19 protein-coding genes and 1 pseudogene are annotated in these 22,653 nt (G+C 74.4%); 8 read left to right on the forward strand and 12 right to left on the reverse strand.

All coding sequences use genetic code 11. The features are described from left to right. Positions 1-159: 159 nt before the first annotated feature. A complete protein-coding gene (locus tag GHR20_RS25095) occupies positions 160-570 on the reverse strand; it encodes a DUF1992 domain-containing protein (protein WP_153814441.1) in 411 nt (136 codons plus the stop codon). Positions 571-673: 103 nt separating this feature from the next. Between GHR20_RS25095 and GHR20_RS25100 the strand changes: the two genes are divergently transcribed. Then, positions 674-1,066, forward strand: coding sequence for an FHA domain-containing protein (locus tag GHR20_RS25100; RefSeq protein ID WP_111582186.1), 393 nt, complete (start codon positions 674-676; stop codon positions 1,064-1,066). A gap of 10 nt (positions 1,067-1,076) precedes the next feature. Here GHR20_RS25100 and GHR20_RS25105 read toward each other — a convergent pair whose 3' ends face one another. The 3 genes from GHR20_RS25105 to proP form a co-directional block, all read right to left on the reverse strand. Next, positions 1,077-1,748: an O-methyltransferase gene (locus GHR20_RS25105; protein WP_111582187.1), complete on the reverse strand. Its 672-nt coding sequence runs from the start codon at positions 1,746-1,748 to the stop codon at positions 1,077-1,079. Positions 1,749-1,873: 125 nt separating this feature from the next. Beyond that, on the reverse strand, positions 1,874-2,986 hold the full coding sequence (locus GHR20_RS25110; protein ID WP_243878129.1) for a DUF2330 domain-containing protein: 1,113 nt from the start codon (positions 2,984-2,986) through the stop codon (positions 1,874-1,876). Between the two features lie 156 nt (positions 2,987-3,142). Then, complete coding sequence (proP, locus tag GHR20_RS25115) at positions 3,143-4,492, reverse strand: glycine betaine/L-proline transporter ProP (protein ID WP_148024027.1); 1,350 nt, start codon at positions 4,490-4,492, stop codon at positions 3,143-3,145. Positions 4,493-4,932: 440 nt separating this feature from the next. Here proP and GHR20_RS25120 point away from each other — a divergent pair, with 440 nt between their 5' ends. Then, positions 4,933-6,960, forward strand: coding sequence for a bifunctional glycosyltransferase 87/phosphatase PAP2 family protein (locus GHR20_RS25120; RefSeq protein ID WP_153814442.1), 2,028 nt, complete (start codon positions 4,933-4,935; stop codon positions 6,958-6,960). Positions 6,961-7,004: 44 nt separating this feature from the next. Here GHR20_RS25120 and GHR20_RS25125 read toward each other — a convergent pair whose 3' ends face one another. Then, positions 7,005-8,174, reverse strand: coding sequence for a steroid 3-ketoacyl-CoA thiolase (locus GHR20_RS25125; RefSeq protein WP_111582190.1), 1,170 nt, complete (start codon positions 8,172-8,174; stop codon positions 7,005-7,007). A gap of 281 nt (positions 8,175-8,455) precedes the next feature. Between GHR20_RS25125 and GHR20_RS25130 the strand changes: the two genes are divergently transcribed. Then, entirely contained in the window at positions 8,456-9,691 is a 1,236-nt protein-coding gene (locus GHR20_RS25130) for a cytochrome P450 (RefSeq protein ID WP_153816124.1), read from the forward strand. A gap of 17 nt (positions 9,692-9,708) precedes the next feature. Here the strand turns inward: GHR20_RS25130 and GHR20_RS25135 are convergent, their stop codons facing one another. The 7 genes and pseudogenes from GHR20_RS25135 to GHR20_RS25165 all read right to left on the reverse strand — a co-directional run bounded on the left by GHR20_RS25135 (position 9,709) and on the right by GHR20_RS25165 (position 16,976). After that, on the reverse strand, positions 9,709-10,353 hold the full coding sequence (locus GHR20_RS25135) for a YoaK family protein (RefSeq protein WP_237520731.1): 645 nt from the start codon (positions 10,351-10,353) through the stop codon (positions 9,709-9,711). Positions 10,354-10,575: 222 nt separating this feature from the next. Next, positions 10,576-10,986 (reverse strand): transglycosylase SLT domain-containing protein, encoded by a 411-nt coding sequence (locus GHR20_RS25140; RefSeq protein WP_111582193.1) that lies wholly within the window; start codon positions 10,984-10,986, stop codon positions 10,576-10,578. Positions 10,987-11,278: 292 nt separating this feature from the next. After that, entirely contained in the window at positions 11,279-12,166 is an 888-nt protein-coding gene (locus GHR20_RS25145) for an ECF transporter S component (protein ID WP_153814444.1), read from the reverse strand. Continuing rightward, the gene (locus GHR20_RS25150; RefSeq protein ID WP_153814445.1) at positions 12,163-13,854 is read right to left on the reverse strand and encodes an ABC transporter ATP-binding protein; all 1,692 of its coding nucleotides are present in this window, start codon (positions 13,852-13,854) and stop codon (positions 12,163-12,165) included. The genes GHR20_RS25145 and GHR20_RS25150 overlap by 4 nt, the downstream gene beginning before the upstream one ends. After that, positions 13,851-14,957, reverse strand: coding sequence for an energy-coupling factor transporter transmembrane component T (locus tag GHR20_RS25155; protein WP_153816125.1), 1,107 nt, complete (start codon positions 14,955-14,957; stop codon positions 13,851-13,853). Before GHR20_RS25155 ends, GHR20_RS25150 begins: the two co-directional genes overlap by 4 nt. Positions 14,958-15,130: 173 nt before the next feature. Then, positions 15,131-15,771 (reverse strand): annotated as a pseudogene (locus GHR20_RS25160) (SCO2322 family protein). Next, positions 15,768-16,976: a prenyltransferase/squalene oxidase repeat-containing protein gene (locus GHR20_RS25165; RefSeq protein WP_153814446.1), complete on the reverse strand. Its 1,209-nt coding sequence runs from the start codon at positions 16,974-16,976 to the stop codon at positions 15,768-15,770. Before GHR20_RS25165 ends, GHR20_RS25160 begins: the two are co-directional and overlap by 4 nt. A gap of 346 nt (positions 16,977-17,322) precedes the next feature. On the opposite strand from GHR20_RS25165, the gene GHR20_RS25170 reads away from it, so the two are divergent. The 5 genes from GHR20_RS25170 to GHR20_RS25190 all read left to right on the forward strand — a co-directional run bounded on the left by GHR20_RS25170 (position 17,323) and on the right by GHR20_RS25190 (position 22,616). Beyond that, entirely contained in the window at positions 17,323-17,994 is a 672-nt protein-coding gene (locus tag GHR20_RS25170) for a phosphotransferase (RefSeq protein WP_153814447.1), read from the forward strand. Between the two features lie 200 nt (positions 17,995-18,194). Continuing rightward, entirely contained in the window at positions 18,195-18,734 is a 540-nt protein-coding gene (locus tag GHR20_RS25175) for a toxin (RefSeq protein WP_237520712.1), read from the forward strand. Further along, positions 18,731-19,867 carry an MAB_1171c family putative transporter gene (locus GHR20_RS25180; RefSeq protein WP_181516079.1) on the forward strand — a complete coding sequence of 379 codons (1,137 nt, stop codon included), beginning with the start codon at positions 18,731-18,733 and terminating at the stop codon, positions 19,865-19,867. Before GHR20_RS25175 ends, GHR20_RS25180 begins: the two co-directional genes overlap by 4 nt. A gap of 16 nt (positions 19,868-19,883) precedes the next feature. Further along, positions 19,884-21,065: an MAB_1171c family putative transporter gene (locus GHR20_RS25185; RefSeq protein ID WP_153816126.1), complete on the forward strand. Its 1,182-nt coding sequence runs from the start codon at positions 19,884-19,886 to the stop codon at positions 21,063-21,065. Between the two features lie 144 nt (positions 21,066-21,209). After that, the gene (locus tag GHR20_RS25190) at positions 21,210-22,616 is read left to right on the forward strand and encodes an FAD-dependent monooxygenase (protein WP_153814448.1); all 1,407 of its coding nucleotides are present in this window, start codon (positions 21,210-21,212) and stop codon (positions 22,614-22,616) included. The last annotated feature ends 37 nt before the right edge of the window (positions 22,617-22,653 follow it).

Consider the following 22,653-nt stretch of genomic DNA (forward strand, 5'->3'; position numbering starts at 1 on the left):
TCCGGTCCCGCCGGGGCGGCCCGCGCGCTGCGCGCCGCCCTCCCCGACGACGCCGGGGTGCTGCGCGAGTGGCTCATCCGCCCGGCGGCGGACGGTGGCACGCCGCCCGTCCGAGCGCGTCGGGCGCCCGCGCGACGGGGCCGGGGTCGCGTGTCCGGATCAGGCCCGGGCCTCCCGCAGCCGCCGCCACTCCGTCACGACCTCTTCCACGTCGTACGGCTTCTTCCCCAGCGGGGGACCGGGCGGCGGCTTGAACATCATGTCGCGAATCCTGACGTTCACGTCCTCGATGATCTTCCGGGCCATCCGCTCCGAGGGCGCCGCGTACGCCGCCGTCAGCGCGTCCTCGGCCTCCTTGCGCAGGGCCAGGGCGGGCGGCAGCACCGCGAGGCCCTCGCGCGCCATCTTCCGCTTGACCCACCACAGCTCGTCGTAGGCGGACTCGACCTCGGTGGGCAGCGGCTCGCCCACGCCCGGCAGCCGCTCGAACTCGCCGCGCGCCTGCGCGTCCTGGATCTGCTTGTCGACCCAGCTCTCGAACGGCACGCCAGGTGGCTTTCGCTCGGTCATGACCCCCATTGTGCCGGACGGCGCCCGGCCGCGCGTTCTATCATGCGGCGGCGGCGCGCGGGGCAACGGCCCGTCGCGCAACGAGGTTTCAGGGGGAACGCAGGTGCTCGAACTCACCATGGCCACCATCTCCGCGGCCGACGCGGGGGCCACGGCCGGCATGACGATGGCGCAGGCGCCGAGCGAGCCGGGCGCGGTGCTGCGGGTCGGCCGGGACGCCGCCGGATGCCGGCTGGTCACCCCCGAGGACTGGCTGTTCGTCTCCCGTGTCCATCTGGAGTTTCGCTGCGGCCCCGACGGCACCTGGCGGCTGACCTGGCTGCGCGGCTCCCAGCCCGACCCGGCGTCCGAGGTGCGGCTGACGGCCGGGGGGAGCACCCAGCCGCTGGGCTACGGCGCCACCGTGCCACTGCCGCGCGGGGGCTCCGGCGAGATAGTCGTCCAGGACCGCAGCGGCCCGCGCATCGTCAACGTCGGCTTCTACCAGGAGGTTTGAGCGCCCGGCGTCAGCCCAGCACCCGGGCGAGCGCGAAGCCGTCGTACCCCTTGGCGCCGACCGTCTGGATGGCCGTACCGCTGAGCCTCGGGTGGGAGGCGATCAGCTCGATGGCCGTACGGGTGCCGACCACGTCCGGCTCGGTGGCGCCCGGGTCGACGACCCGGCCGCCGCGCACCACGTTGTCCAGCACGATCAGGCTGCCCGCCCGGGTCAGACGCAGCGCCCACTCCACGTAGTGGGCGTTGTTGGCCTTGTCCGCGTCGATGAAGACCAGGTCGAAGGGGGCCGGGTTCTCGTCGGCCAGCTTGGGCAGCGACTCCAGGGCCGGGCCCACCCGCACCTGCGCGATCCGGTCCAGGCCCGCGCGCGCGATGTTGCGGGTGGCCACCTCGGCGTGCCGGGCGCTGTATTCCAGGGTGACCAGCCTGCCGTCCTCGGGCAGGGCGCGGGCCAGCCAGATGGTGCTGTAGCCGCCGAGCGTGCCGATCTCCAGGATGGTCCGCGCGCCCTGCACCTGGGCGAGCAGCTGGAGCAGCTTGCCCTGGGCCGCGGTGACCCCGATGGGCGGCAGCCCGGCGGCGTCGTTCTCCCGCAGGGCCGCCCGCAGCGCCTCGTCGTCGGGCGAGAGGTTGCTGATGAAGTAGTCGTCGACGTCGTCCCAGAGCTGCTGCCCGCTCATGCGCCTGCTGCCTTTCCCGAGTGCCTGCCGAGGCCGCGTCGCAGCCGTCGACCCGATCATCTCAGCCGGGCGGCGGGGAGGGACAGGGAATCGGCCGGGCGCGCGGGATCGCCGGCCCGCCGGGATCAGGCCAGGGGCGGGGGTGGGGCGAGCGGCGGCGGGGGCGGCACGGGCCGCCGTGCGTGTCGTACGGCGAGCGCGGCGAGCGCGCCCGCGAGGAGCACGGCGAGGCCGCCGGCCGTGAGCAGCCAGGCCGGGACGCCCGCCACCCGGTCCAGCTCGTCCTCGTGGACCACCTGCTGGACGGGGGTGTCCGAGGCGGCCCGGCGCAGTTCGTGGTCGCCGGAGATCCGGGCGGGCCGGGGGAACCGCTGGGTGAGCGCGGTCAGGTACGGCGTGCCGCGGGCGAGGGTGCCGAGGGCGCCGCCGGGGGCGGTGAGGCGGCCGGCGTAGACCGTGCGGGGCGGCAGCCCGCCGATCGCCGTGGCCGGCTCCATGCGGTGCGCGGCGAGCACGTACAGGCCGAGCGACTGCGGGGTGGCGGCCAGCCGGGACAGCCGCATCGGGTAGACGGCGCGGTCGGCGGCGAAGGTGAGGTGCAGCGGGTCGAGGGCGCCGTGCAGGGCCGTGCCCGCGGTGCCGGGGGCGAGGCGGACGGCGACGTACTCCCAGTGCTCGGCCACGTACGGCGCGAGGGCCGTCCGCAGCCGGGCGGGGAGCGTGAAGCCGTTCGCGTGCAGCCAGGTGGCCAGGGCGGCCGGGTCGGTGGCGGTCAGCCGCGCCACGTCGAACGGGCCGAGGCGCTGGCGTCCGACGACCCCCACGGCGGCGCCGGGCGCCGGGGCGCCGGCCGCGGCGCCGGCCGCGCGGTCGTCGAAGGGCCAGTCGCCGTCCTGCGGCCAGAAATGGTGCCGGACGCGGTGCACGGGCGCGACGGCGCGGGCCAGCTGGTCGAAGACGGCGGGGTCCCCGAGGCGGACGGTGGCGCGGTGCGGGACGGGCATGATCCAGGCGGCGTCGCGGGCGTCGCCGGTGACGGTCAGGCGCATCACGATCTGTTCCTGGCGGCCGTCCCAGCGCAGCACGGACTCCTCGTCCGACACGGCGATCCGCTGGGCCGGGTCCACGACCATGGCACCGCAGCCGCAGGCCCAGGCGGGCGAGATCAGCCAGGTGAGCTGGATGCCGAGGAGTGCGAGGACGACCGAGAGGATTCGTCCGGTTCTTGGCGTGCGCAATGTCCGTCCCCCGTCGTGCGGTTACGACCGGTACGGACGAGGAGGGTGAGGTCTCGGTTCCCTCGGCGGGGGCGGTACCCGAAAGGGGGCGCGGGGAACCGCGCGGCCGGCCACGGCGGACCCGCGACCGGCGACGCACCCGCACCCCCGCGGCGCCTAGCGGCCTTCCACCGCCGGGGCGGAACCGGGCAGCGGGCGACCCGCCGTCTCCGACATCCGCCACACCGCGAACCCGCCGACCACGGCCGCGCCCATCATGTAGTACGCGGGCATCATCATGTTGCCGGTCGCCCCGATCAGCGCCGTCACCACCAGCGGCGTCGTGCCGCCGAACAGCGACACGGACACGTTGAAGCCGATGGACAGCGACCCGTACCGCACCCGCGTCGGGAACAGCGCGGGCAGCGCCGCCGGCATGGCCGCCGTGAAGCAGACGAGCAGCAGGCCCAGCGCGCCCATGCCGAGGCCCACCGCGAGCAGGCTGCCCTGGCGGATCAGCAGCAGCGCCGGGACGGACAGGAACAGGAAGCCCGCGCACCCGGCCGCGATCACCGGGCGGCGGCCGATCCGGTCGGTCAGCGCACCGGCGAACGGCTGGACGATCATCATCAGCGCCATCACGGCGAGCACGACGAGCAGGCCGTGCGTCTCGTCGTACTTCAGCTCACTGGTGAGGTAGCTCGGCATGTACGACAGCAGCATGTAGTCGGTGACGTTGAAGACCAGCACCAGGCCCACGCACAGCAGCAGCGCCTTCCACTGGCCCGCCACCATCTCGCGCAGCGGCACCTTCGGGCGCGACGCCTCCGCCTTCTCGACCTCCGCCGCGAACGCCGGGGTCTCCTCCAGGCGCATCCGCAGATACAGGCCGATGATGCCCATCGGACCGGCGATCAGGAACGGGATGCGCCAGCCCCAGGAGAGCAGGTCGGCGGAGGACAGCAGCGCCGTCATCAGCGTCACCAGGCCCGCGCCGCCGATGTACCCCGCGAGCGTGCCGAACTCCAGCCAGCTCCCGAAGAAGCCGCGCTTCTTGTCGGGGGCGTACTCGGCGATGAAGGTGGAGGCGCCGGCGTACTCGCCACCGGTGGAGAATCCCTGCACCAGCCGTGCCGCGAGCAGCAGCAGCGGTGCGCCCACGCCGATCGAGGCGTAGGAGGGGATCAGCCCGATCGCGAACGTGCCCGCCGCCATCATGATCATGGTGAGCGCGAGGACCTTCTGCCGGCCGACCCGGTCGCCGAGCGGTCCGAAGACCATGCCGCCGAGCGGGCGCACCAGGAACGCCGCCGCGAAGGCGCCGAACGTCGACAGCAGCTGGGCCGTCGGGTTGCCGGAGGGGAAGAAGACCTTGCCGAGGGTGACCGCGATGTAGCTGTAGACACCGAAGTCGAACCATTCCATGGCGTTGCCGAGCGCGGCGGCCTTCACGGCGCGCTTGACGAGCGCGGGATCGGTGACGGTGACGTCGCGGGCGGCTGCCGGAGCGGCCCCGCGGGCCTTCATCGGGGGAGTGACGGCTGTGACGGTCGCCAAAACGGGGCTCGCCTGCCTTTCGTCGGGGACAAGGGCACGGCCCCCGACGACGGCGTGGGAACACCGGACGTGCGAAGGGCCGAAAATCGACCATAGGCGCGGAAAGCGCCGTTACGTGACGTGCACGGATGCGTGCATAGTGCAGCTAAAGGGCGCGTCAGCTGGTAACTCTGCCCCCTCGCGGCCATCTGATCCCCGCTCCCGCTGTGATGCTTCTCGCGCCCCCGTGCCGCAACCGAACCCCCCGCGCACTATCGTCATCCGGACAAAAGGGGAGGGTGGGGCGGGTGAACCGGGGGTTGCCCGCTTCCCCTTCCAGGGGGTCTGCGAGCCTCGTAGGGTTGCGCAGAGGTGACCCGGCGTGAACGACACACGACCGGGACGAAAACGGGGCGGGAGGCCGACGAGGCGTGGCGAACGTGGAACACGGTGGGGGACCGAGCGACGGCTTCGGGACCCCGGACGCCGAAGGACGGCTGCGGGCGGCGCGGCTCGCGCTGTGGGCGGTGGCCGCAGTCCTCGCGGTCCGGCAGCTGACCGCCGTCCTCACCACCCCGAGCGGCAAACGCCTGACCGACCTGGAGACCTGGGTCGGACCGAACGGCGTGCTGCACGTCAAGGGCTCCCTGTACGACTCCACGCAGTTCACCGGCACCCCCTTCGCCGGGCTCGTGCTCAAGCCGCTCACCCGGGCCGCGGAGGCCGCCCTCGGCTGGAGCTGGACCTTCGCCAGCCTGCTGCTGGTGGTCGCGCTCGGCATGATCGCCGCCCGCGCGCTGCCCCAGCCGGTGAGCCGGCGCACCTCCCTGCTGGCCGCGCCGGTCGCGATCAGCCTGCTCATGCTGTCGCTCCCGGTGCGCAACGCGCTCTGGCTCGGCCAGACCAGCATCATCCCGGTCCTGCTGGTCCTGCTCGCCTGCTTCGCCGTGCGGGGGCAGCGGGCCGCCGGGCTGTGCCTGGGCCTCGCCGCCGCGCTCCAGCCGACCGTGCTGCTGTTCGCGCCGCTGCTGTGGTTCACCGGCCGCCGCCGGGCCGCGCTCAGCGGCGCCGGCACCTTCGCCGCGCTGACCGCGCTCGCCTGGGCCGCGCTGCCGCACGACTCGGTCACCTACTGGCTCCAGCACACCGCGGGCGTGGGCCTCGGCGGCAAGGCCGACGCCCTCGGCAACCAGTCCCTGCACGGCGCCCTGCTCCGCCTCGGCCTCACCGGCCCGCTGGAGATCGCGCTGTTCCTGCTGCTCGGCGCGGCCGTCTCCGTCCTCGCCCTGCGCCGCGCGGTCCGCTACGCGCACGACGGGCAGCTGCTGCTCGCCGTGGCGATCACCGGCTGCGCCGCGGTCGCCGTCTCGCCCACCACCTGGCAGCACCAGCTGCTGTGGCTGCTGCTCGCGGTGGTCGGCCGGGTCGGCCGCCGGGCCTCGGACCGCAGTGTGTGGCCGGTCGCGGTGGTGCTGGTGATGACCCTGCCGGCGAAGATGATGCTGCCGAACACCCCGGCGCTGTACGCGCTCCGCGACGACCTGGTGCTGGTCGCGGCGCTGGCCGCCGCCGTCGCCGTACCGTTCCTGTCGCGCACCTCGCCGTACTACCGGGAGCCCGTCCCCACCGAGTACGCCCCCGCGGTCCCCGCCCGCTTCCGGCACATCCCGCTGCTGCCCTTCCTGCGCCGGGTTCTCACCCGCCCGAACCTCCTGCTGGAGCTGCTGCTGATCCGCGTCGTGTACGCCGCGTACGCGAAGGTCCGGCTGGCCGCGGGCGCGAGCGGGGACGACCGGGGGCGGGCGGCCGCGGAGCACCACGGGCGGATCGTGGTCGACATCGAGCGGTTCCTGCACATAGACATCGAGCACTGGCTCAACCACACGGTGGCGGGGATCGGCTGGCTGCGGGACTTCTTCGACTTCTACTACGAGTCCTTCCACTTCGTGCTGCCGCTCACGGTCCTCGCGGTCCTGTACTGGCGCCGCCCCGTGGACTACCGCTGGGCCCGCACCTCCCTCGGCTTCGCCACCTTCCTCGCCCTGATCGGCTTCTGGCTCTTCCCGCTGGCCCCGCCGCGGCTGATGCCGGGCCTCGGCTTCATCGACACCGTGCACGGCGCGCAGGACCTCGCCCACCCGGACTACGGCGCGATGACGGCCCTCACCAACCAGTACGCGGCGATGCCGTCGCTGCACTTCGGCTGGTCCCTGTGGTGCGGCATCGTCATCGTGGTCCTCGCCCCCAAGTGGTGGATGAAGGCCCTCGGCCTGCTGCACCCCCTGTGCACCATCTCCGCCATCCTCGCCACCGCCAACCACTGGGTCCTCGACGCGGTCGGCGGCGCCGTGGTGGTCACCGCGGGCTTCGCCCTGTCGTACGTGGTCCAGGGGCCGCGGGCGGCACGGGCCCCGGCGCTCACCGAGTCGGGGCTGATGGAACCGGTGCCGGTGAAGTAGGGCGACGGGGGCGGCCGGGCCGCCGGGGCGCGCCCGGCGGTCCGCTACAGCCGCTGGATGATCGTGCCGGTCGCCAGGCCGCCCCCGGCGCACATCGTGATCAGCGCGAACTCCTTGTCGGTGCGCTCCAGTTCGTGCAGGGCCGTGGTGATCAGACGGGCGCCCGTCGAACCGACCGGGTGGCCGAGCGCGATCGCGCCGCCGTTGACGTTGACCTTCGCCAGGTCCTGCTCGAACACCTGCGCCCAGCTCAGCACCACCGACGCGAACGCCTCGTTGATCTCCACCAGGTCGATGTCCTTCAGCGACATCCCCGCCTTGCCCAGCACCGCCCGGGTCGCGTCGATCGGCCCGTCGAGATGGAAGTGCGGGTCGGCGCCCACCAGCGCCTGCGCGACGATCCGCGCCCGGGGCCGCAGCTTCAGCGCGCGGGCCATCCGCTTGGACGCCCACATGATCGCGGCCGAACCGTCCGAGATCTGCGAGGAGTTGCCCGCCGTGTGCACCGCGGTCGGCATCACCGGCTTGAGCCGGGCCAGCGCCTCCATGGAGGTGTCCCGCAGCCCCTCGTCCCGGTCGACCAGCCGCCACATGCCCTGGCCGGCGTACTGCTCCTCCTCCGTGGTGGGCACCTGCACCGCGAACGTCTCCCGCTTGAACCGCTCCTCCGCCCAGGCGAGCGCCGCCCGCTCCTGGGACCGCAGCCCGAACGCGTCCACGTCCTCGCGGGTCAGCCCCCGGTGGCGCGCGATCCGCTCCGCCGCCTCGAACTGGTTGGGCAGATCGACGTTCCACTCGTCGGGGAAGGGCTTGCCCGGCCCGTGCTTGGAGCCGGAGCCCAGCGGCACCCGGGACATCGCCTCGACACCGCAGCTGATGCCGACGTCGATGACGCCCGCCGCCACCATGTTGGCCACCATGTGCGACGCCTGCTGCGAGGACCCGCACTGGCAGTCCACGGTCGTCGCGGCGGTCTCGTACGGCAGTCCCACGGTCAGCCAGGCGGTGCGCGCGGGGTTCATGGACTGCTCGCCGGCATGGGTCACCGTGCCGCCGACGATCTGCTCGACCGCGTCGGCGGGAATGCCGGTACGGCCGAGGAGTTCACGGTAGGTCTCGCCCAGCAGATAGGCGGGGTGCAGGTTGGCGAGCGCGCCGCCGCGCTTGCCGATCGGGGTTCGGACGGCTTCGACGATCACGGGTTCCGCGGCCATGCGTGCGGGTCCTCTCCGAGCGGGGCGCTCCTCCAGAACTAGAACGCGTACTAGTTCTGTGGTGCAGTCTGGGGACGTGTCGTCCGTCACCGCAAGGGGCGTGCAACCGCCGAAGTCGTGATCTGCACGAATTCCGCACGGATTGGCCGGACGTCGCCCCTTGCCACTTCTAGAACGGGTTATTACGTTCGGGACATCACCTGATGGTTCGTCAGATACCTTGTCGGATGCCTCGTCAGATGCCTCGTCAGATGTCGCAGAATGGATGGCTGGAGCCGCCGATGCACTGCCCCGCGCTGCCCGACGGGTTCGACTTCACCGACCCCGACCTGCTGCACCACCGGGTGCCCCTGCCGGAGTTCGCCGAGCTGCGCCGCACCGAGCCGGTCCGCTGGATACCGCAACCGCACGGCATCGCCGGATTCGCCGACGCCGGCTACTGGGCCGTGACCCGGCACGCGGACGTCAAGTACGTCTCCACGCACCCGGAGCTGTTCTCCTCCTTCCTCAACACCGCCGTCATCCGCTTCGACGAGCACATCTCGCGCGACGCCATCGACGTACAGCGGCTGATCCTGCTCAACATGGATCCCCCGGAACATACGCGGGTACGGCAGATCGTGCAGCGCGGCTTCACGCCACGCTCGATCCGCGCCCTGGAGGACCGGCTGCGCGCCCGCGCCGAGGCGATCGTCGGCGCGGCCCGCAGCCGTACGGGGCCCTTCGACTTCGTCACCGAGGTCGCCTGCGAACTGCCGCTCCAGGCCATCGCCGAGCTGATCGGCGTGCCCCAGGAGGACCGCGCGAAGATCTTCGACTGGTCGAACAAGATGATCGCCTACGACGATCCCGAGTACGCCATCACCGAGGAGATCGGCGCCCGGTCCGCGGCCGAGATCATCTCCTACGCGATGGACATGGCCGCCGAACGCAAGCGCTGCCCGGCCCGCGACATCGTCACCACGCTGGTCGCGGCGGAGGACGAGGGCAACCTGAACTCCGACGAGTTCGGCTTCTTCGTGCTGATGCTGGCGGTCGCCGGGAACGAGACGACGCGCAACGCCATCACCCACGGCATGCACGCCTTCCTCACCCACCCCGAGCAGTGGGACCTCTTCAAGCGGGAGCGCCCGGCGACCGCGGCCGAGGAGATCGTGCGCTGGGCGACCCCGGTCAACTCCTTCCAGCGCACCGCCACCCAGGACACCGAACTCGGCGGGACGCCCATCAGGAAGGGCGACCGGGTGGGCCTCTTCTACGCCTCCGCCAACCACGACCCGGCCGTCTTCACCGACCCCGAATCCTTCGACATCACCCGCGACCCCAACCCCCACCTCGGCTTCGGCGGCGGCGGACCCCACTACTGCCTGGGCAAGTCCCTCGCCGTCCTGGAGATCGACCTGATCTTCCACGCCCTCGCCGACGCCATGCCGGACCTCAGGCTCGTCGACGCCCCGCGCCGGCTGCGCTCGGCCTGGATCAACGGCATCAAGCAGCTCCAGGTGACCACCGGCTGAGAACGGTCACCCGGGCCTCACTCCTTCCCGGAGGCGGACACCGCGAGCACCGCGGAGGCGGCGGCCGCGATCAGCAGCGGGATGCCCAGGCCGTGGTGCAGCACCAGCCACGCCCCGGCGAAGGCCCCGACGAGCATGGCGAGCACGGAGGCGGTACGGCGCGGGGAGCGGTGCCCCGTGCCGTTGCCGAGGCGGGAGTCGGCGGCCAGGCCGGTCAGGGTCATGGTCAGGACCGTGGTGGTCAGATCGGGGACCCCGAGCCTGCGGACCGTCGCGTTGCGCACGCCCATCGCGAAGGCGGTGAGGGCGATGAGGGCGTAGACCGTGCCGCCCCGGCCCGGCCAGGCGAAGGCGGCCGCCGCCGACAGCCCCACCAGGACCGCCTCGGCCGCCAGCGTCAGCCGCGCCCAGCGGCGCCGGGACCCGCCGTCCCCGAACCGGGTGGCCACCCGGCCGCCCGCCACCGCGCCGACGAGGAAGCAGCACAGCGAGGTCGCGGTGCGCGGCACCGAGAACCCGGGCGCCCCGGCCGCCGCGAAGCCCAGCACCACCACGTTGCCGGTCATGTTCGCGGTGAAGACGCGGCCCAGGCCCAGATAGCTGACGGCGTCGATCAGGCCGCTCACCACGGTCAGCGTGATCAGAACGAGCACCAGCCGCAGCCCGCGCGCCTCCGGGTCCGGCGCGGCTTCGGGGGCGGGCGGCGGCGTCGTCGGGGGTGTCGGGGGTGGCGGCGGTGTCGTCACGGTTCCTCCGGTGCGCCGGACGGACAGGGGCGGGAACCACTTCACCACGCGCCGCCCGGCCATGCCCGGACATGCGGAAAGCACCCTCGCCGAACGGGGCGAGGGTGCTTTCCGAAGTTCTGGCTGCCGGGGGCCGGCTTAGTACCAGTGGTTGGCCTGCCAGAAGGCCCACGCCTTGGCGGGGCTGCCGTAGCGGGAGTTCATGTAGTCCAGGCCCCACTTGATCTGGGTGGCCGGGTTGGTCTTCCAGTCCGCGCCGGCGGACGACATCTTCGAACCCGGCAGCGCCTGGACCAGGCCGTAGGCGCCGGAGGAGGCGTTGGTGGCGCTCGGGTTCCAGCCGCTCTCGCGCTGGACGATCTGGCTGAACGCGTTGAACTGCGCGGCGTCCGGGATCATCTTGTGCGCGATCGCCTGGGCCGAGGAGGCCGAGGCCGGGGCGGCGGCCTGGGCGGGGGCGGCGGACAGCGCCATGCCGGCGGTGGCGGCGGCCACGGCGGCGACGGTGAGGGCCTTCTTCGGGGAGGCGAAGCGACGGATGACGGACACGGAGCACCTCTTGCGTCGGGGACGGGGATGGCCGGCGTGAACCCTGAGGGCTCGTGGTGCCTGGCGACGCCGACCAGATAAGCAGCCCGGAAATCCGTCCGCAATCACCCCTTTTACTAGTTGTGGCCGGATGGAGCGGGAATGAGCGTTCTGTGGCGCAGCTCTCAAACCCCAGGTCGGCGGGGGTGCGGCACGGAACGTATCGGACATAACCCACTACGACCCCGGTTCGTAGGTGAGCTGCGTCATGTGGGGTGCCTCACCGGCCCGCTCACCGCGTGGGTACGGCCCCTCACGCCCCGGGGTCGTCGAAGGTGACCGGCGTCTCGAACGCGGCCCGGCGGGTGGCCCGGCGCAGCGCGCGCAGCACGGCGGGGCCGAGCGCGAAGGTCAGCACCACCGTGCACAGGGCCCGGCCCAGGTCCCAGCCGAGGGAGGTGGCCAGGCAGTAGGCGACGAAGCGGGCCAGGTTGGCGGCGACCGAGCCGCCCGGGTGGAAGGAGATGCCCGAGGCGGTGGCGCCCATGAAGGGCCAGCCGGCCAGGTTCATGACCGTGCCGTAGGCGAGGGAGGCGAGGAAGCCGTACCCGGCCAGGAGCAGCAGCTCGGCCCGGCCGCGCAGCCGCACCGGTCCCGGCAGCAGGCCCGCGCCCATCGCGAACCAGCCCATCGACAGCATCTGGAACGGCAGCCAGGGGCCGACGCCGCCGGTCAGCAGCGCGGACGCGAACATCGTCACCGAGCCCAGCGCGAAGCCGAAGCCGGGGCCCAGGACGCGGCCGCTGAGCACCAGCAGGAAGAACATCGGCTCGATCCCGGCCGTGCCCGCGCCGATCGGGCGCAGCGCGGCACCCGTGGCGGCGAGCACGCCCAGCATCGCGACCGCCTTCGGACCGAGGTCCGACTCCGAGATCGTCGCCGCGACCACCGCCACCAGCAGGATCAGCAGACCGGCGAACAGCCAGGGGGCGTCCTGGGCGTGCGCGCTCAGCTGGGAGGCGGGCGGGGCGAGGAAGGGCCAGCCGAAGGCGATCACGCCGACGGCGGTGACGAGGGCGAGGGCGGCGACGGAGCGGGGGCCGAGGCGGACGGCACGCACGGCGCGGACGCGCGGGGGTGCGGCGGTCGCGGCGGGCGCGGTGGTGGGAGCGTGCGGGGTGGTGGGGGAGGGCGGGGTCATCCCAGGGCCTCCCGGACCTGGGACACGGTCAGCCACTGCTGGGGGGCGAGGATCTTGGTCACCTGGGGGGCGAAGGAGGGGGAGGACACGACGATCTCCGCCGTCGGACCGTCCGCGATCACCTCGCCCTCGGCGAGCAGCACCACCCGGTGGGCGATCTCCGCGGCCAGCTCCACGTCGTGCGTGGCCAGCACGATCGCGTGCCCCTCGGCGGCGAGTTCGCGCAGCGCGGTGACCAGGCGGGCCTTCGCGGCGTAGTCCAGGCCGCGGGTCGGCTCGTCCAGGAGGAGCAGGGGCGGGCGGGCGGTCAGTACGACGGCCAGCGCGAGGGCGAGGCACTGGCCCTCGGAGAGGTCGCGGGGGTGGGTGTCGTCGGCGATGCCCGGCAGGAGCCGGTCCAGCAGGGCGCGGCAGGTCCCCAGGGCCGCGGCGGTGTCCTGGTCGGCGGCGGCGCACTCCGCCGCCACGGTGTCGGCGTAGAGGAGGTCCCGCGGTTCCTGGGGGACCAGGCCGACGTGGCGGATCAGGTCGCGGGGCGGGGTGCGGTGGGGGGTCCGGCCGCCGACGGTCACCGTGCCGGTGGAGGGTTCGAGGAGGCCGACGAAGCTGTTGAGGAGGGTCGACTTGCCGGCGCCGTTGCGGCCCATGAGGGCGATGGTCTCGCCGGGGGTGACGGTGAGGCTGACGCGGTGGAGGGCGGTGACCTGGGCGCGGCGGACGGTGAGGTCGTGGGCGTCGGCGGTGCGGGGCGGTCGGTCCTCGGGGGTGGGACGGCGCCGGAAGCGGCGCCCGGCGTTGCTGGTGGCCGGGGGCGGGGCCGCTTGTCCGCGCGGGCGGGGTGCCGCGAGGGCCGCCGGGCCGCCCGCGGGTGCCTGGGCGAGGCGGTCGCGCAGGTCACCGGCCTTGCGGCGGGCGTCGCGCACGGTCAGCGGCAGCGGGGACCAGCCGGCCAGCCGGCCCAGGGCGACGACCGGGGGGTGGACCGGGGAGACGGCCATGATGTCGGACGGGGCGCCGGTGACGGGGGGTGCGCCGGGGGTGGGGAGGAGGACGACGCGGTCGGCGTAGTGGATGACGCGTTCGAGGCGGTGCTCGGCCATCAGGACGGTCGTACCGAGGTCGTGCACGAGACGCTGGAGCACCGCGAGGACCTCCTCCGCGGCGGCGGGGTCCAGCGCGGAGGTCGGTTCGTCGAGCACGAGGACCCGGGGGTGCGGGGTGAGCACGGAGCCGATGGCGACGCGCTGGCGCTGGCCGCCGGAGAGAGTGGCGATGGGGCGGTCGCGCAGCCCCGCGAGGCCCAGCAGATCGAGGGTCTCCTCGACCCGGCGGCGCATCACCTCCGGCGCCAGGCCCAACGACTCCATGCCGTAGGCGAGTTCGTCCTCGACGGTGTCGGTGACGAAATGGGCGAGCGGATCCTGGCCCACCGTGCCGACCACGTCGGCGAGTTCACGGGGCTTGTGGGTGCGGGTGTCGCGCCCGGCCACGGTCACACGGCCGCCGAGGGTGCCGCCGGTGAAGTGCGGGACGAGCCCGCTGACCGCGCCGAGCACGGTGGACTTGCCGACCCCGGACGGCCCGACGAGCAGCGCCAGTTCGCCCTCCGGCACCTCGAAGTCGACGTCGCGGACGGTGGGTTCGGGGGCACCGTCGTACGTGACGCTGACCTTCTCGAAGCGGATCACGAGTGCTCCCTCGGGACGACGAAGGCAGGCAGCAGGGCGAGGAGGACCGACGCGGCCGGCCACAGCGGCAGGGTGGGGGCGGCCAGCGGGACCACGCCCGGGTGCAGGGCGTCCGGGGCGCGGGACGCGGCGAGCGTCAGCAGCGCGGCCACGGCGATGCCGGAACCGGCGACCAGCCAGGCGCGGGGGCCCCAGGGGTCGGGCCGGTACCGGGTGCGCGGCGAACGGCGGCCGCCGAGGCGCAGTCCGGCGAGGGCGGCGAGGACCCCGGCGAGCAGCAGCGGGGCGCCGTAGCCGCCGCCCGCCGCGGTGAGCAGCCCGTACGTGCCCGCGCAGACGCCGAGCAGGCCGCCGAGGGTGAGGGCGGCGGTCGTACGGCGGACCCGGGCCGGGACGTCGGCGGTGCGGCCGTAGCCGCGGGCCTCCATGGCGGCGGCGAGGGCGACGGAGCGTTCCAGCGCGCCCTCCAGGACCGGGAGTCCGACCTGGAGCAGCCCCCGGACGCCCCGGTCCGGGCGGCCGCGCAGCCGGCGGGCGGCGCGCAGCCGCTGGACGTCGGCGATGAGATGCGGTGCGAAGGTGAGGGCGACGACGACGGCGACACCGGTCTCGTACAGCGCGCCGGGCAGCGACTTCAGCAGCCGGGACGGGCTGGCGAGGGCGTTCGCGGCGCCGACGCAGATCAGCAGGGTGGCCAGCTTCAGCCCGTCGTACGCCGCGAAGACGAGCGCCTCCGCGGTGACCTCGCCGCCGAGCCGGATGCCCTGGGCCCAGTGCGGCAGCGGGATCTCCGGCAGGGTGAGCAGGACATGGGTGCCGGGGATCGGGGAGCCGAGGGCCACCGCGAAGACCAGGCGGATGAGCAGCACGGCGAACGCGAGCTTGGCGAACGCGGAGTAGGAACGCGCCCAGGGGGCGGGGGAGCGGTGCGTCGCCACGACGTACGCCGACACGGCGATGAGCAGGGCGAGCAGCAGCGGGTTGGTGGTCCGGGTGGCCGCCGTACCCAGGGATATCGCCCAGATCCACCAGGCCCCGGGGTGCACGCCGCTCCGGCGCCGCTCCCGTCCCGAGGGGGCGCGGGGAACCGCGCGCTCGGCCACGGACGGCCCGCGCTCGGCCACGGACGGCCCGCGCTCGGCCACGGACGGCCCGCGCTCGGCCACGGACGGCCCGCGGCCGGGCACGGCGGCCGGGGCGGGACGGCCGCCGCTCCCGACGCCCTCCCGCCCGCGCGAAACCGCGCGCTCCGCCCCCACCGGCCGCTCCGGCGGAGTCATCCGCGACGCCGCCGGAACTGCCACACCGCCGCGCCCGCCAGGACGGCGACGACACCGGCCCCGATCGGCAGCCCCAACGACGGGCCACCGGACGAAGCGGCGGGCTTTGCGGAGGCGGCCGGACCGGCGGAGCCGACCTGCTCCCCGCACCCCTGCCGCGGATACCCGGAGATCGCGCACAGCAGCGCGTTCGTGTCGTACCGCAGCGGCTTGGCCACCGCGGCCAGCGCCTCGGCGGCGGAGGCCGACGGCGCGACGCGCGCGCACGCCGTGCGGCCGGCCGGCGGGGTCTCGCCGGAGGGCGCGTCCGCCCGGACGCCGAAGTCGACGACCAGCGCCACCCGCTTCGTGCCCGGCTTCGCGGCCGTCCCCGAACAGATCGTGGCGAAGTCCGCCGTACCGCGCGGCTTGCTCGCGTCGCCCGAGTCCGCGCTCACGGAGAAGCGGAAGCCCTCCACGGAGCCGTCCTCGGGCGGGCGAGCGAGGGGCCCTGGGTGGCGTACGTCCAGTGGCCGCCGGAGCGTTCCCAGAACGACCAGTAGCGGTACCCCGTGGCCGCCGCCTGCCCGGCGCCCGTGCCGAGCAGCAGGGCGAGCGCGGCCAGCAGCACCGGCACGGCACGGCGGACGGCCGTCACGGCTGCCGCTTCTTGCGGGTGCTCAGCAGGAAGCCGATGCCGATGCCCGCGACCAGGCAGATGCCGACGCTCCACCAGACCCCGGCGTGCGAGCCGCCGTCGGACGCCTTGGCCTGCTGCGCGGCGGCCTGCATCCGCGGCTCGGGGCCGAGGGCGTTGAGGGAGGTGACGAGGCTGGTGCCGCCGAAGTCGCCGGGCTGGGCGCCGACGGCGTGCGCGGCGAGGATCAGCTGCGCGTACGCCGCCGGGCCGGTCCGGGCGGCCCAGGGTCCGGCGCTCTTCTCCAGGAAGGCGTACGCCTTCTTCGCCGCCGCGGTCCGCCCGTCGGCGGCGAGGGCGACGACGGTGTCGGCGGTGTTGCCGTAGTCGGGCTGGTCCGTGGCGCCGGGCATCGCGGACATGAGGTGGCCGCTCTTCGCGATCGCGGCCGCCAGGTACGCGCCGCCGTTGTCGGCGAGCTGGGCCGGGGCCGGGTGCCCGGCCTTGGCGCAGGCGTCCGACGCCGGGGCCTTGCCGGCCTCCGCCACGAAGCCCTTGCCGAGCGCGGCGGTCACACCGGCCGCGGTGGCGTCGGCGTTGGCGGCCAGCTCGCCCTTCTTGTCCGGCTGGTAGGCGAGCGCGCCGCCGCCGTCGTGGCCGCACGGGATGGACCAGGTGGCCAGCGCGTCGTACGGGGACTTGCCGTCCTTCTCGACGCCCGCCGGGTCGGCGCCGGTCGCGGCGAGCGCGCCGATGACGACGGAGGTGGAGTTGGTGTCGCTGGGGCTGCCCGGGTTGTAGCCCCAGCCGCCGTCCTTGTTCTGCACGGACTTCAGCCAGTCCACGGCCTTGGTGACGGCGGCGTCGTGGCCGCCGGTCGCGTGCAGGGCCTGGACCGCGGCGGCCGTGCTGTTGGTGTCCACCATGGTCTTGGCGCCGCAGGACGCGGCGGGGGTGGCGCGGAACGCGGCGAAGGAGCCGTTCGCGCACTGCTGGCCGGTGAGCCAGTCCACGGCGGCGGCGGCCGGGCGGTAGCCGAGGGTGCGCTGCGCGACGAGGGTGAGCGACTGGCGCCACACACCGTCGTAGGTGGGGTCCGACTTGCCGTAGAGACCGGCCGGGACCGATGCCTTGGGGGAAGGGGACGGGCCGGCGGCCACGGCGGGTGCGGCGGCTGCCAGCACACCTATGGCGGCGAGAGCCGCGGCGTTGCGGCGGACGTTCATGGTCGGCGACTGCCTCTCCCTGCGGGGAGCCGGGCAGCGCACGGGGAGGGACCCGGGCGGCTCGACTCCGTATACCTCGACGGTGCCGTGCGCGGCGGGGGCCGACGCACGCGAGCCGGTCACGTCCGCCCCGGGGCGTTCCGGCTCACCGGTTCCCGCGGGAACGGCTCACGGATTGGGGCCTCCCCGCTTCGAGCGAAGCCGAGAAGCGGGGAAGGGCCAGCGCCGGAATTGCACCGGCTTCCCCCCGTACGGGTGTGATGACGACCCCGCCACTTTACCGGCAGCCCGGCGGAGGCCGGGGAGTGCCCGTGAGCACACCGTGACGGTGACTAGGGTCACGGCCATGACAACACCGGGAGAGCTCCTCGGATCGGGCCGCACGGCCGACGTCTACGTGCTCGACACGGGGTGGGTGCTGCGCCGCGACCGCGAGGGCCGGGGGGACGCGGCGGCCGAGGCGGCCGTGATGACGTACGTACGACGGCACGGCTACCCGGCGCCCCGGGTGCGCCCCACCGGCTCGCGCACCGAACTGGTCCTGGAGCGGCTGTCCGGGCCGACCCTGCTCGCCGCCCTCGTCGCGGGCCGGGTGGGTCCGGCGGAGGCGGGCGCGCTGCTCGCCGGGCTGCTGCGGCGGCTGCACGCCCTGCCCGGACGGGACCCGGCCGATCCCGGGGCGCGGGTGCTGCACCTGGATCTGCATCCCGACAACGTGATGCTCACCCCGGACGGGCCCCGCGTCATCGACTGGTCCAACGCCGAGGACGGCGGCCCCGGCCTGGACTGGGGCATGTCGGCGGTGATCCTCGGCCAGGTCGCCGTGGGTTCCACCGCGCTGGCCGAACCGGCCCGCGCCTCGCTCGTCGCACTGCTCGCCGGACCGTCCCCGCTCGGCCGGGAGGCGGTCGCGGAGGCGTTGCGGCGCAGGGCGGCGAATCCGACGATGAGCGCGGAGGAGACGGAATCGCTCCGAGAAGCGGGCGAGTTGGTGCGAAAGGTGGCACAACTGACCTGAGCGGACTTGCGTGTTGGCTGAAAGTACGGGTACCCCACCGGAGCGCGCATGGCTGTTTCGGCCAGAGGGTGGGGTGGGTGGTGTCCCGTTGGCGAGGTACATCGCATTTGTGCCGGCCGGGCTCCCCGGGTGAAGGTGGCCCGAGCGGCGCGGAGTTGGCATATTGCGGTCAGACGTGACCGCTCGCAGCCTCCGGGGGAATGGTGCGGACAACCAGGAAGATGCGCCGGTTCGCCAACGAGCTGATCGACCCCCTGCGCGTGTCGATCCCCGCCGACCCCGCCGACCTGCTGGACGCCCTGGTCGAGTCCGCGATCCGCTGGCGCGGGCGCCCCATCGTCGTCCATCAGGCGAACTTTCCGCCGGGGACCTCCGCGACCGGACTGTGGATCGAGCGCGCCGGCCGCGACGACATCGTCATCGAGGCCGACGCCCCGCCCTGGATGAAGCTCGTGATCCTCGGCCACGAGCTGTGGCACATGGCCGACGACGACCCCGCCCACCGGGCCGCGCACACCGAGGCCGCCCCCGCGCCCGACGGCACCGTGGCGACCGCCGCCCGCACCCGTTTCCTGGAGGCCGCCGAGCAGCGCGCCGACCTCTTCGGCATGCTGATCGGCGACCGGCTGCGGCCCTGGCTGAAAGCGTCCCCCGACTCCGTGTACGCGGCGCACACCTCCGGCCACGACGACCTCGCCGGACGCATCGGCGCGGCCCTCAACTACCGCGGGGCCAGATGAGCGACGTGATCAACTACGCCAGCTGCGGGCTGCTCTGGCTCGGCCTGCTGACCAAGGCGCCCGACCTGGCGCGCCGCTGGCGGGACCCCTTCCTGCTCACCCTCAGCGCGGTGCTGGCCCTCGCCTCGCTGGGCTTCCTGCTCGGCGCCCCCGGCACGGTCGGCTTCGTCAACGACGCGAGCGGCGTGCCCAACCTCGCCGCGCCGCTGACCTACGGGTCCGTCACCGCGTACGGCGCCGCCTCCCTCGCGCTCGTCATGCGCTGGCGCGGCGGCCCCGGCACCGGCCGCGCGATCCGCCGCTGGACCCTCGGCTACACCGCCGTACTCGCGGGCGTCGCCGCCCTGTTCCTGCTCGGCGACGCCGCCGTGGAGCGCCGTACGGACTTCGACACGTACTACGCCACCACGCCGTACATCGCCGAGATGATCGTCCTGTACCTCGGCGCGCATCTGACCGCCGTCGTCGTCACCGCGTGCCGCTCCCTGTCCTGGGCCCGGCAGCTGCGCGGCCCGCTGCGCGCCGGACTGGTCACGATGGGCGCGGGAAACCTCGTCGGCTGCGGCTACAGCGTGGCCAAACTCCTCGCCGTGGGCGCCCGTTGGTGCGGCCGGGACTGGGTCGTGCTCGGTACGACGTTCCCGGCGGCCTGCGCCGGACTCGGGGCCGCGATCACCGTGATCGGCATCGTGATCCCGCTGCTCGCCCCCTTCCTGGCCGTACGGGCCCGCTGCTGGCGGGCGTTCGCGCGGCTCGGTCCGCTGGAGCGGACGCTGACCGGGCTGCTCACCCGCGAGGGCCTGCGCGCGCCGCGCCCGCTGTGGCCCTCCGCCACCCGCTGGCTGACCTGGCGGCAGAGCTCCATCTACAACGGACTGCACCACCTGGGGCGCCACTTGGACGAGGGGCTGTTCCGGCAGACGTACGCCGACCGGGCGCGGGCGGGCGCCGATCCGCAGGACGCGGAGGCCGCCGCGTGGGCCGCCGTCATCGCCGCCGCCCTGCGGGCACCGCGCGACGGGGGGCCGGAGACGGTCGTCCCGCTCACCGGCCGGCCCGACCTCCCGGTGCTGCTGCGCATCTCCGACGCCCTCGCCGAGGGCACCGGCCACCGCGCCCTGGCCGTGTGCTGAGGGGGCCCGCCGCACCATGAGCCTGATCGTGTACACGGTGGCGAGCCTGTTCACCGTGACCGCCCTGCTGATCTTCCGCCGGCCGCGCCTGGCCCTGCGGGACCCGCTGACCGCCTCCACCTGTGTGTCGATCTTCCTCGGCGGGCTCTGCTTCTTCTGCTCGGCCCCCGTCACCCTGGGCGCGGTCAACGACCTCACCCACGTCCCCAACTTCGGCGCCCCGATGACCTACAGCGTCATCTCCGCCTACAGCGCCTCCCTGCTGATCCTGCTGATCAACTGGCGCGGGGGCCCCGCCGAGCGGGTGCGCGGCCAGGTGGTGCGGGTCGCCACCGTGTACAGCCTGCTGATCATCGCCGTGATCACGCTGTTCGCGCTCGCCCACGCGCCCGTCGAACGGCTGCGGGACCTCGACACCTACTACGCGAACACGCCGTACATGCGCGAGATGATCGTGCTGTACCTCCTCGGGCACGGCGCCTGCGCGGTGATCACCATCTATGTGTGTCTGCGCTGGTCCCGGGAGGTGACCGGCATCCTGCGGACCGGGCTGCGGCTCATCATGGCGGGCCTGGCCGTGGACGTGCTCGGCTTCGAGGGCGCCAAGGCGACCGCGGTGATGGCCCGTTGGGCGGGGTACGACCTGGACCGGCTGTCCACCGGGCTGGCCCCGCGCGCCGCCGCGCTGGGCGCCCTGCTGTGCGCGGCGGGCTTCGTGCTGCCCCGGCTGCTGCCCGCGACCCTCGCCCAGTGGCGCAGCATCTGGGACTACCGGGCGCTCGGTCCCCTGTGGGCGGAGCTGCGCAACGTGCCGACCGCGCCCAAACCCGCCCCGCCGCGCTGGCAGTTGCCGCGCGGCCGGCTCTACTACCGCGAGCTGCGCATCCTCGACGCGCTGCTCGCCCTCCAGTCCCGCTGCGACGGCCGGGTGCGCGAGACGGCGTACCGGCAGGCCCGCGGCCAGGGCAGCCCGCCGGGCGAGGCGCACTTCATCGCGGCGGCCGCGATGGTCGTGGACGCGGCCCACCAGGCGGGCAGTCCGCGGCCCCCGGCGGGCCCCGAGCAGGCGGGCGGCTCCCGGCTGCACACCGCGCTCTTCTCCGACACGGGTGAACTGGTGCGGCTGGCCCGGGCGCTGGCCGGCTCGCCGGTCGTCCGGGCGGCCCGGGAGGGCGCGGCCCGCACCGCCCGCGGCTGAGGGGCCGGTCCGGAACCCGGCGCCCGCCGGTGCGGGCGCCGGGAGCGAGGTCCATGCGCACGTGTCACCTGACGTCCCACCGGGCGTCCCACCGGGACGTCCGACCAGGAGAATCCGGACGTCTCACCAGAAGAATGGGGAACCGTGAACGCACGAAGAGCCGTTGTCATCGGGGCCGGACCGGCCGGTCTGCTGGCCGCCGCCGCGCTCGCGCCGGCCGTGGCCGAGGTCGTCGTACTCGACCACGACGAACTGCCCGAGACGCCCGGGCACCGCAAGGGGGTGCCCCAGTCCCGGCACGCCCATCTGCTGATGCCCGGGGGCATGGCGGTGATGGAGGAACTGCTCGCCGGGGCCGACCTGCGGGGGCGGCTGGTGGCGGCCGGGGCCAGGGAGACCGCGCTGAGCTCGGACCTGCTGACCCTCGCCCCGATGGGCTGGTTCCGGCGCTGGCGGCACCGCACCTTCATCACCATGACCGCGAGCCGCCCGCTGCTGGAGTGGGGTGTGCGCCGGGCGGTACTGGACACGCACCCCCAGGTCAGGGTGCGCCGCGCCCGGGTGAGCGGGCTGCGCGGCAGCGCCCTGCGGGTGACCGGCGTCCGCCTGGCCGGGCAGGGCGGCGGCCCGCCCGAGGACCTGGACGCCGACTGGGTGGTGGACGCGAGCGGCCGGGGCACCCGGCTGCTGCCCTGGCTCGACGCCCTCGGCGTGGGCGGCATCCGCGAGCGCCATGTCGACAGCGGCCTGGCCAACGCCACCCGCGTCTACCGCACCCCGCCCGGCGCCCGCGACTGGCCGATGACCCTGATGCAGGCCGACCCCTGGAGCGGGCGGCCCGGACGCAGCGGCATGATCGTGCCGATCGAGGACGGCAAGTGGATGGTGAGCCTCGGCGGGATGCGGGGCAGCGAGCCGCCGAAGGACCCGGACGCCTTCGTGGCCTACGCGCTGGACCTGCCGAGTCCCCTGGTGGGCCGGCTGATCGAGGCCGCCGAGCCGCTCGGCCCGGTGCACGTCAGCCGCAGCACCAGCAACTCCCGCCGGTACCTGGAGGACGCGCGCCGGTGGCCGGAGCGCCTGGTGGCGATCGGGGACGCGGCGGCCACGTTCAACCCGATCTACGGGCAGGGCATGTCCGCCGCCGCGTTCGGCGCCCGCGCCCTGGCGGAGGCGGTGCGCGCGTACGGCGTCGAGGCGCCGGGGCTGGCGCGGCGGGTGCAGCGCGCGGTGGCCCGCGCGGGGCAGGGGGCGTGGACGGCGGCCGTCAGCACCGATGTCCTCTACCCGGGGGTTCAGGGCGCCCGCGCGACGCTCGGGGACCGGCTGGCCGCCGCCTACTCCCGGCGCCTGAACCACGCGGCCACCGGCTCCTACAGCGCGGCCTCCGCCCTCTGGGACGTCACCACCCTGCGCACCTCGCCCGCCCGGCTGTTCCGCCCCGACGCCCTCCTCCACGCCCTCACCGGCCCCCCGCTCCCCGCCCTGTCGGGCCCCCCGCTGACGACCGCCGAACGCGCCTTCCTGTCCGACCTCACACCCGGGTCGTAGGACCGCCGAAGGGCAGGTGGAGCACCCGGAAGGCGAG

Origin of the sequence: Streptomyces sp. SUK 48 (genome assembly GCF_009650765.1) — a bacterium.
In the GTDB taxonomy this organism is placed as follows: Bacteria; Actinomycetota; Actinomycetes; order Streptomycetales; family Streptomycetaceae; genus Streptomyces.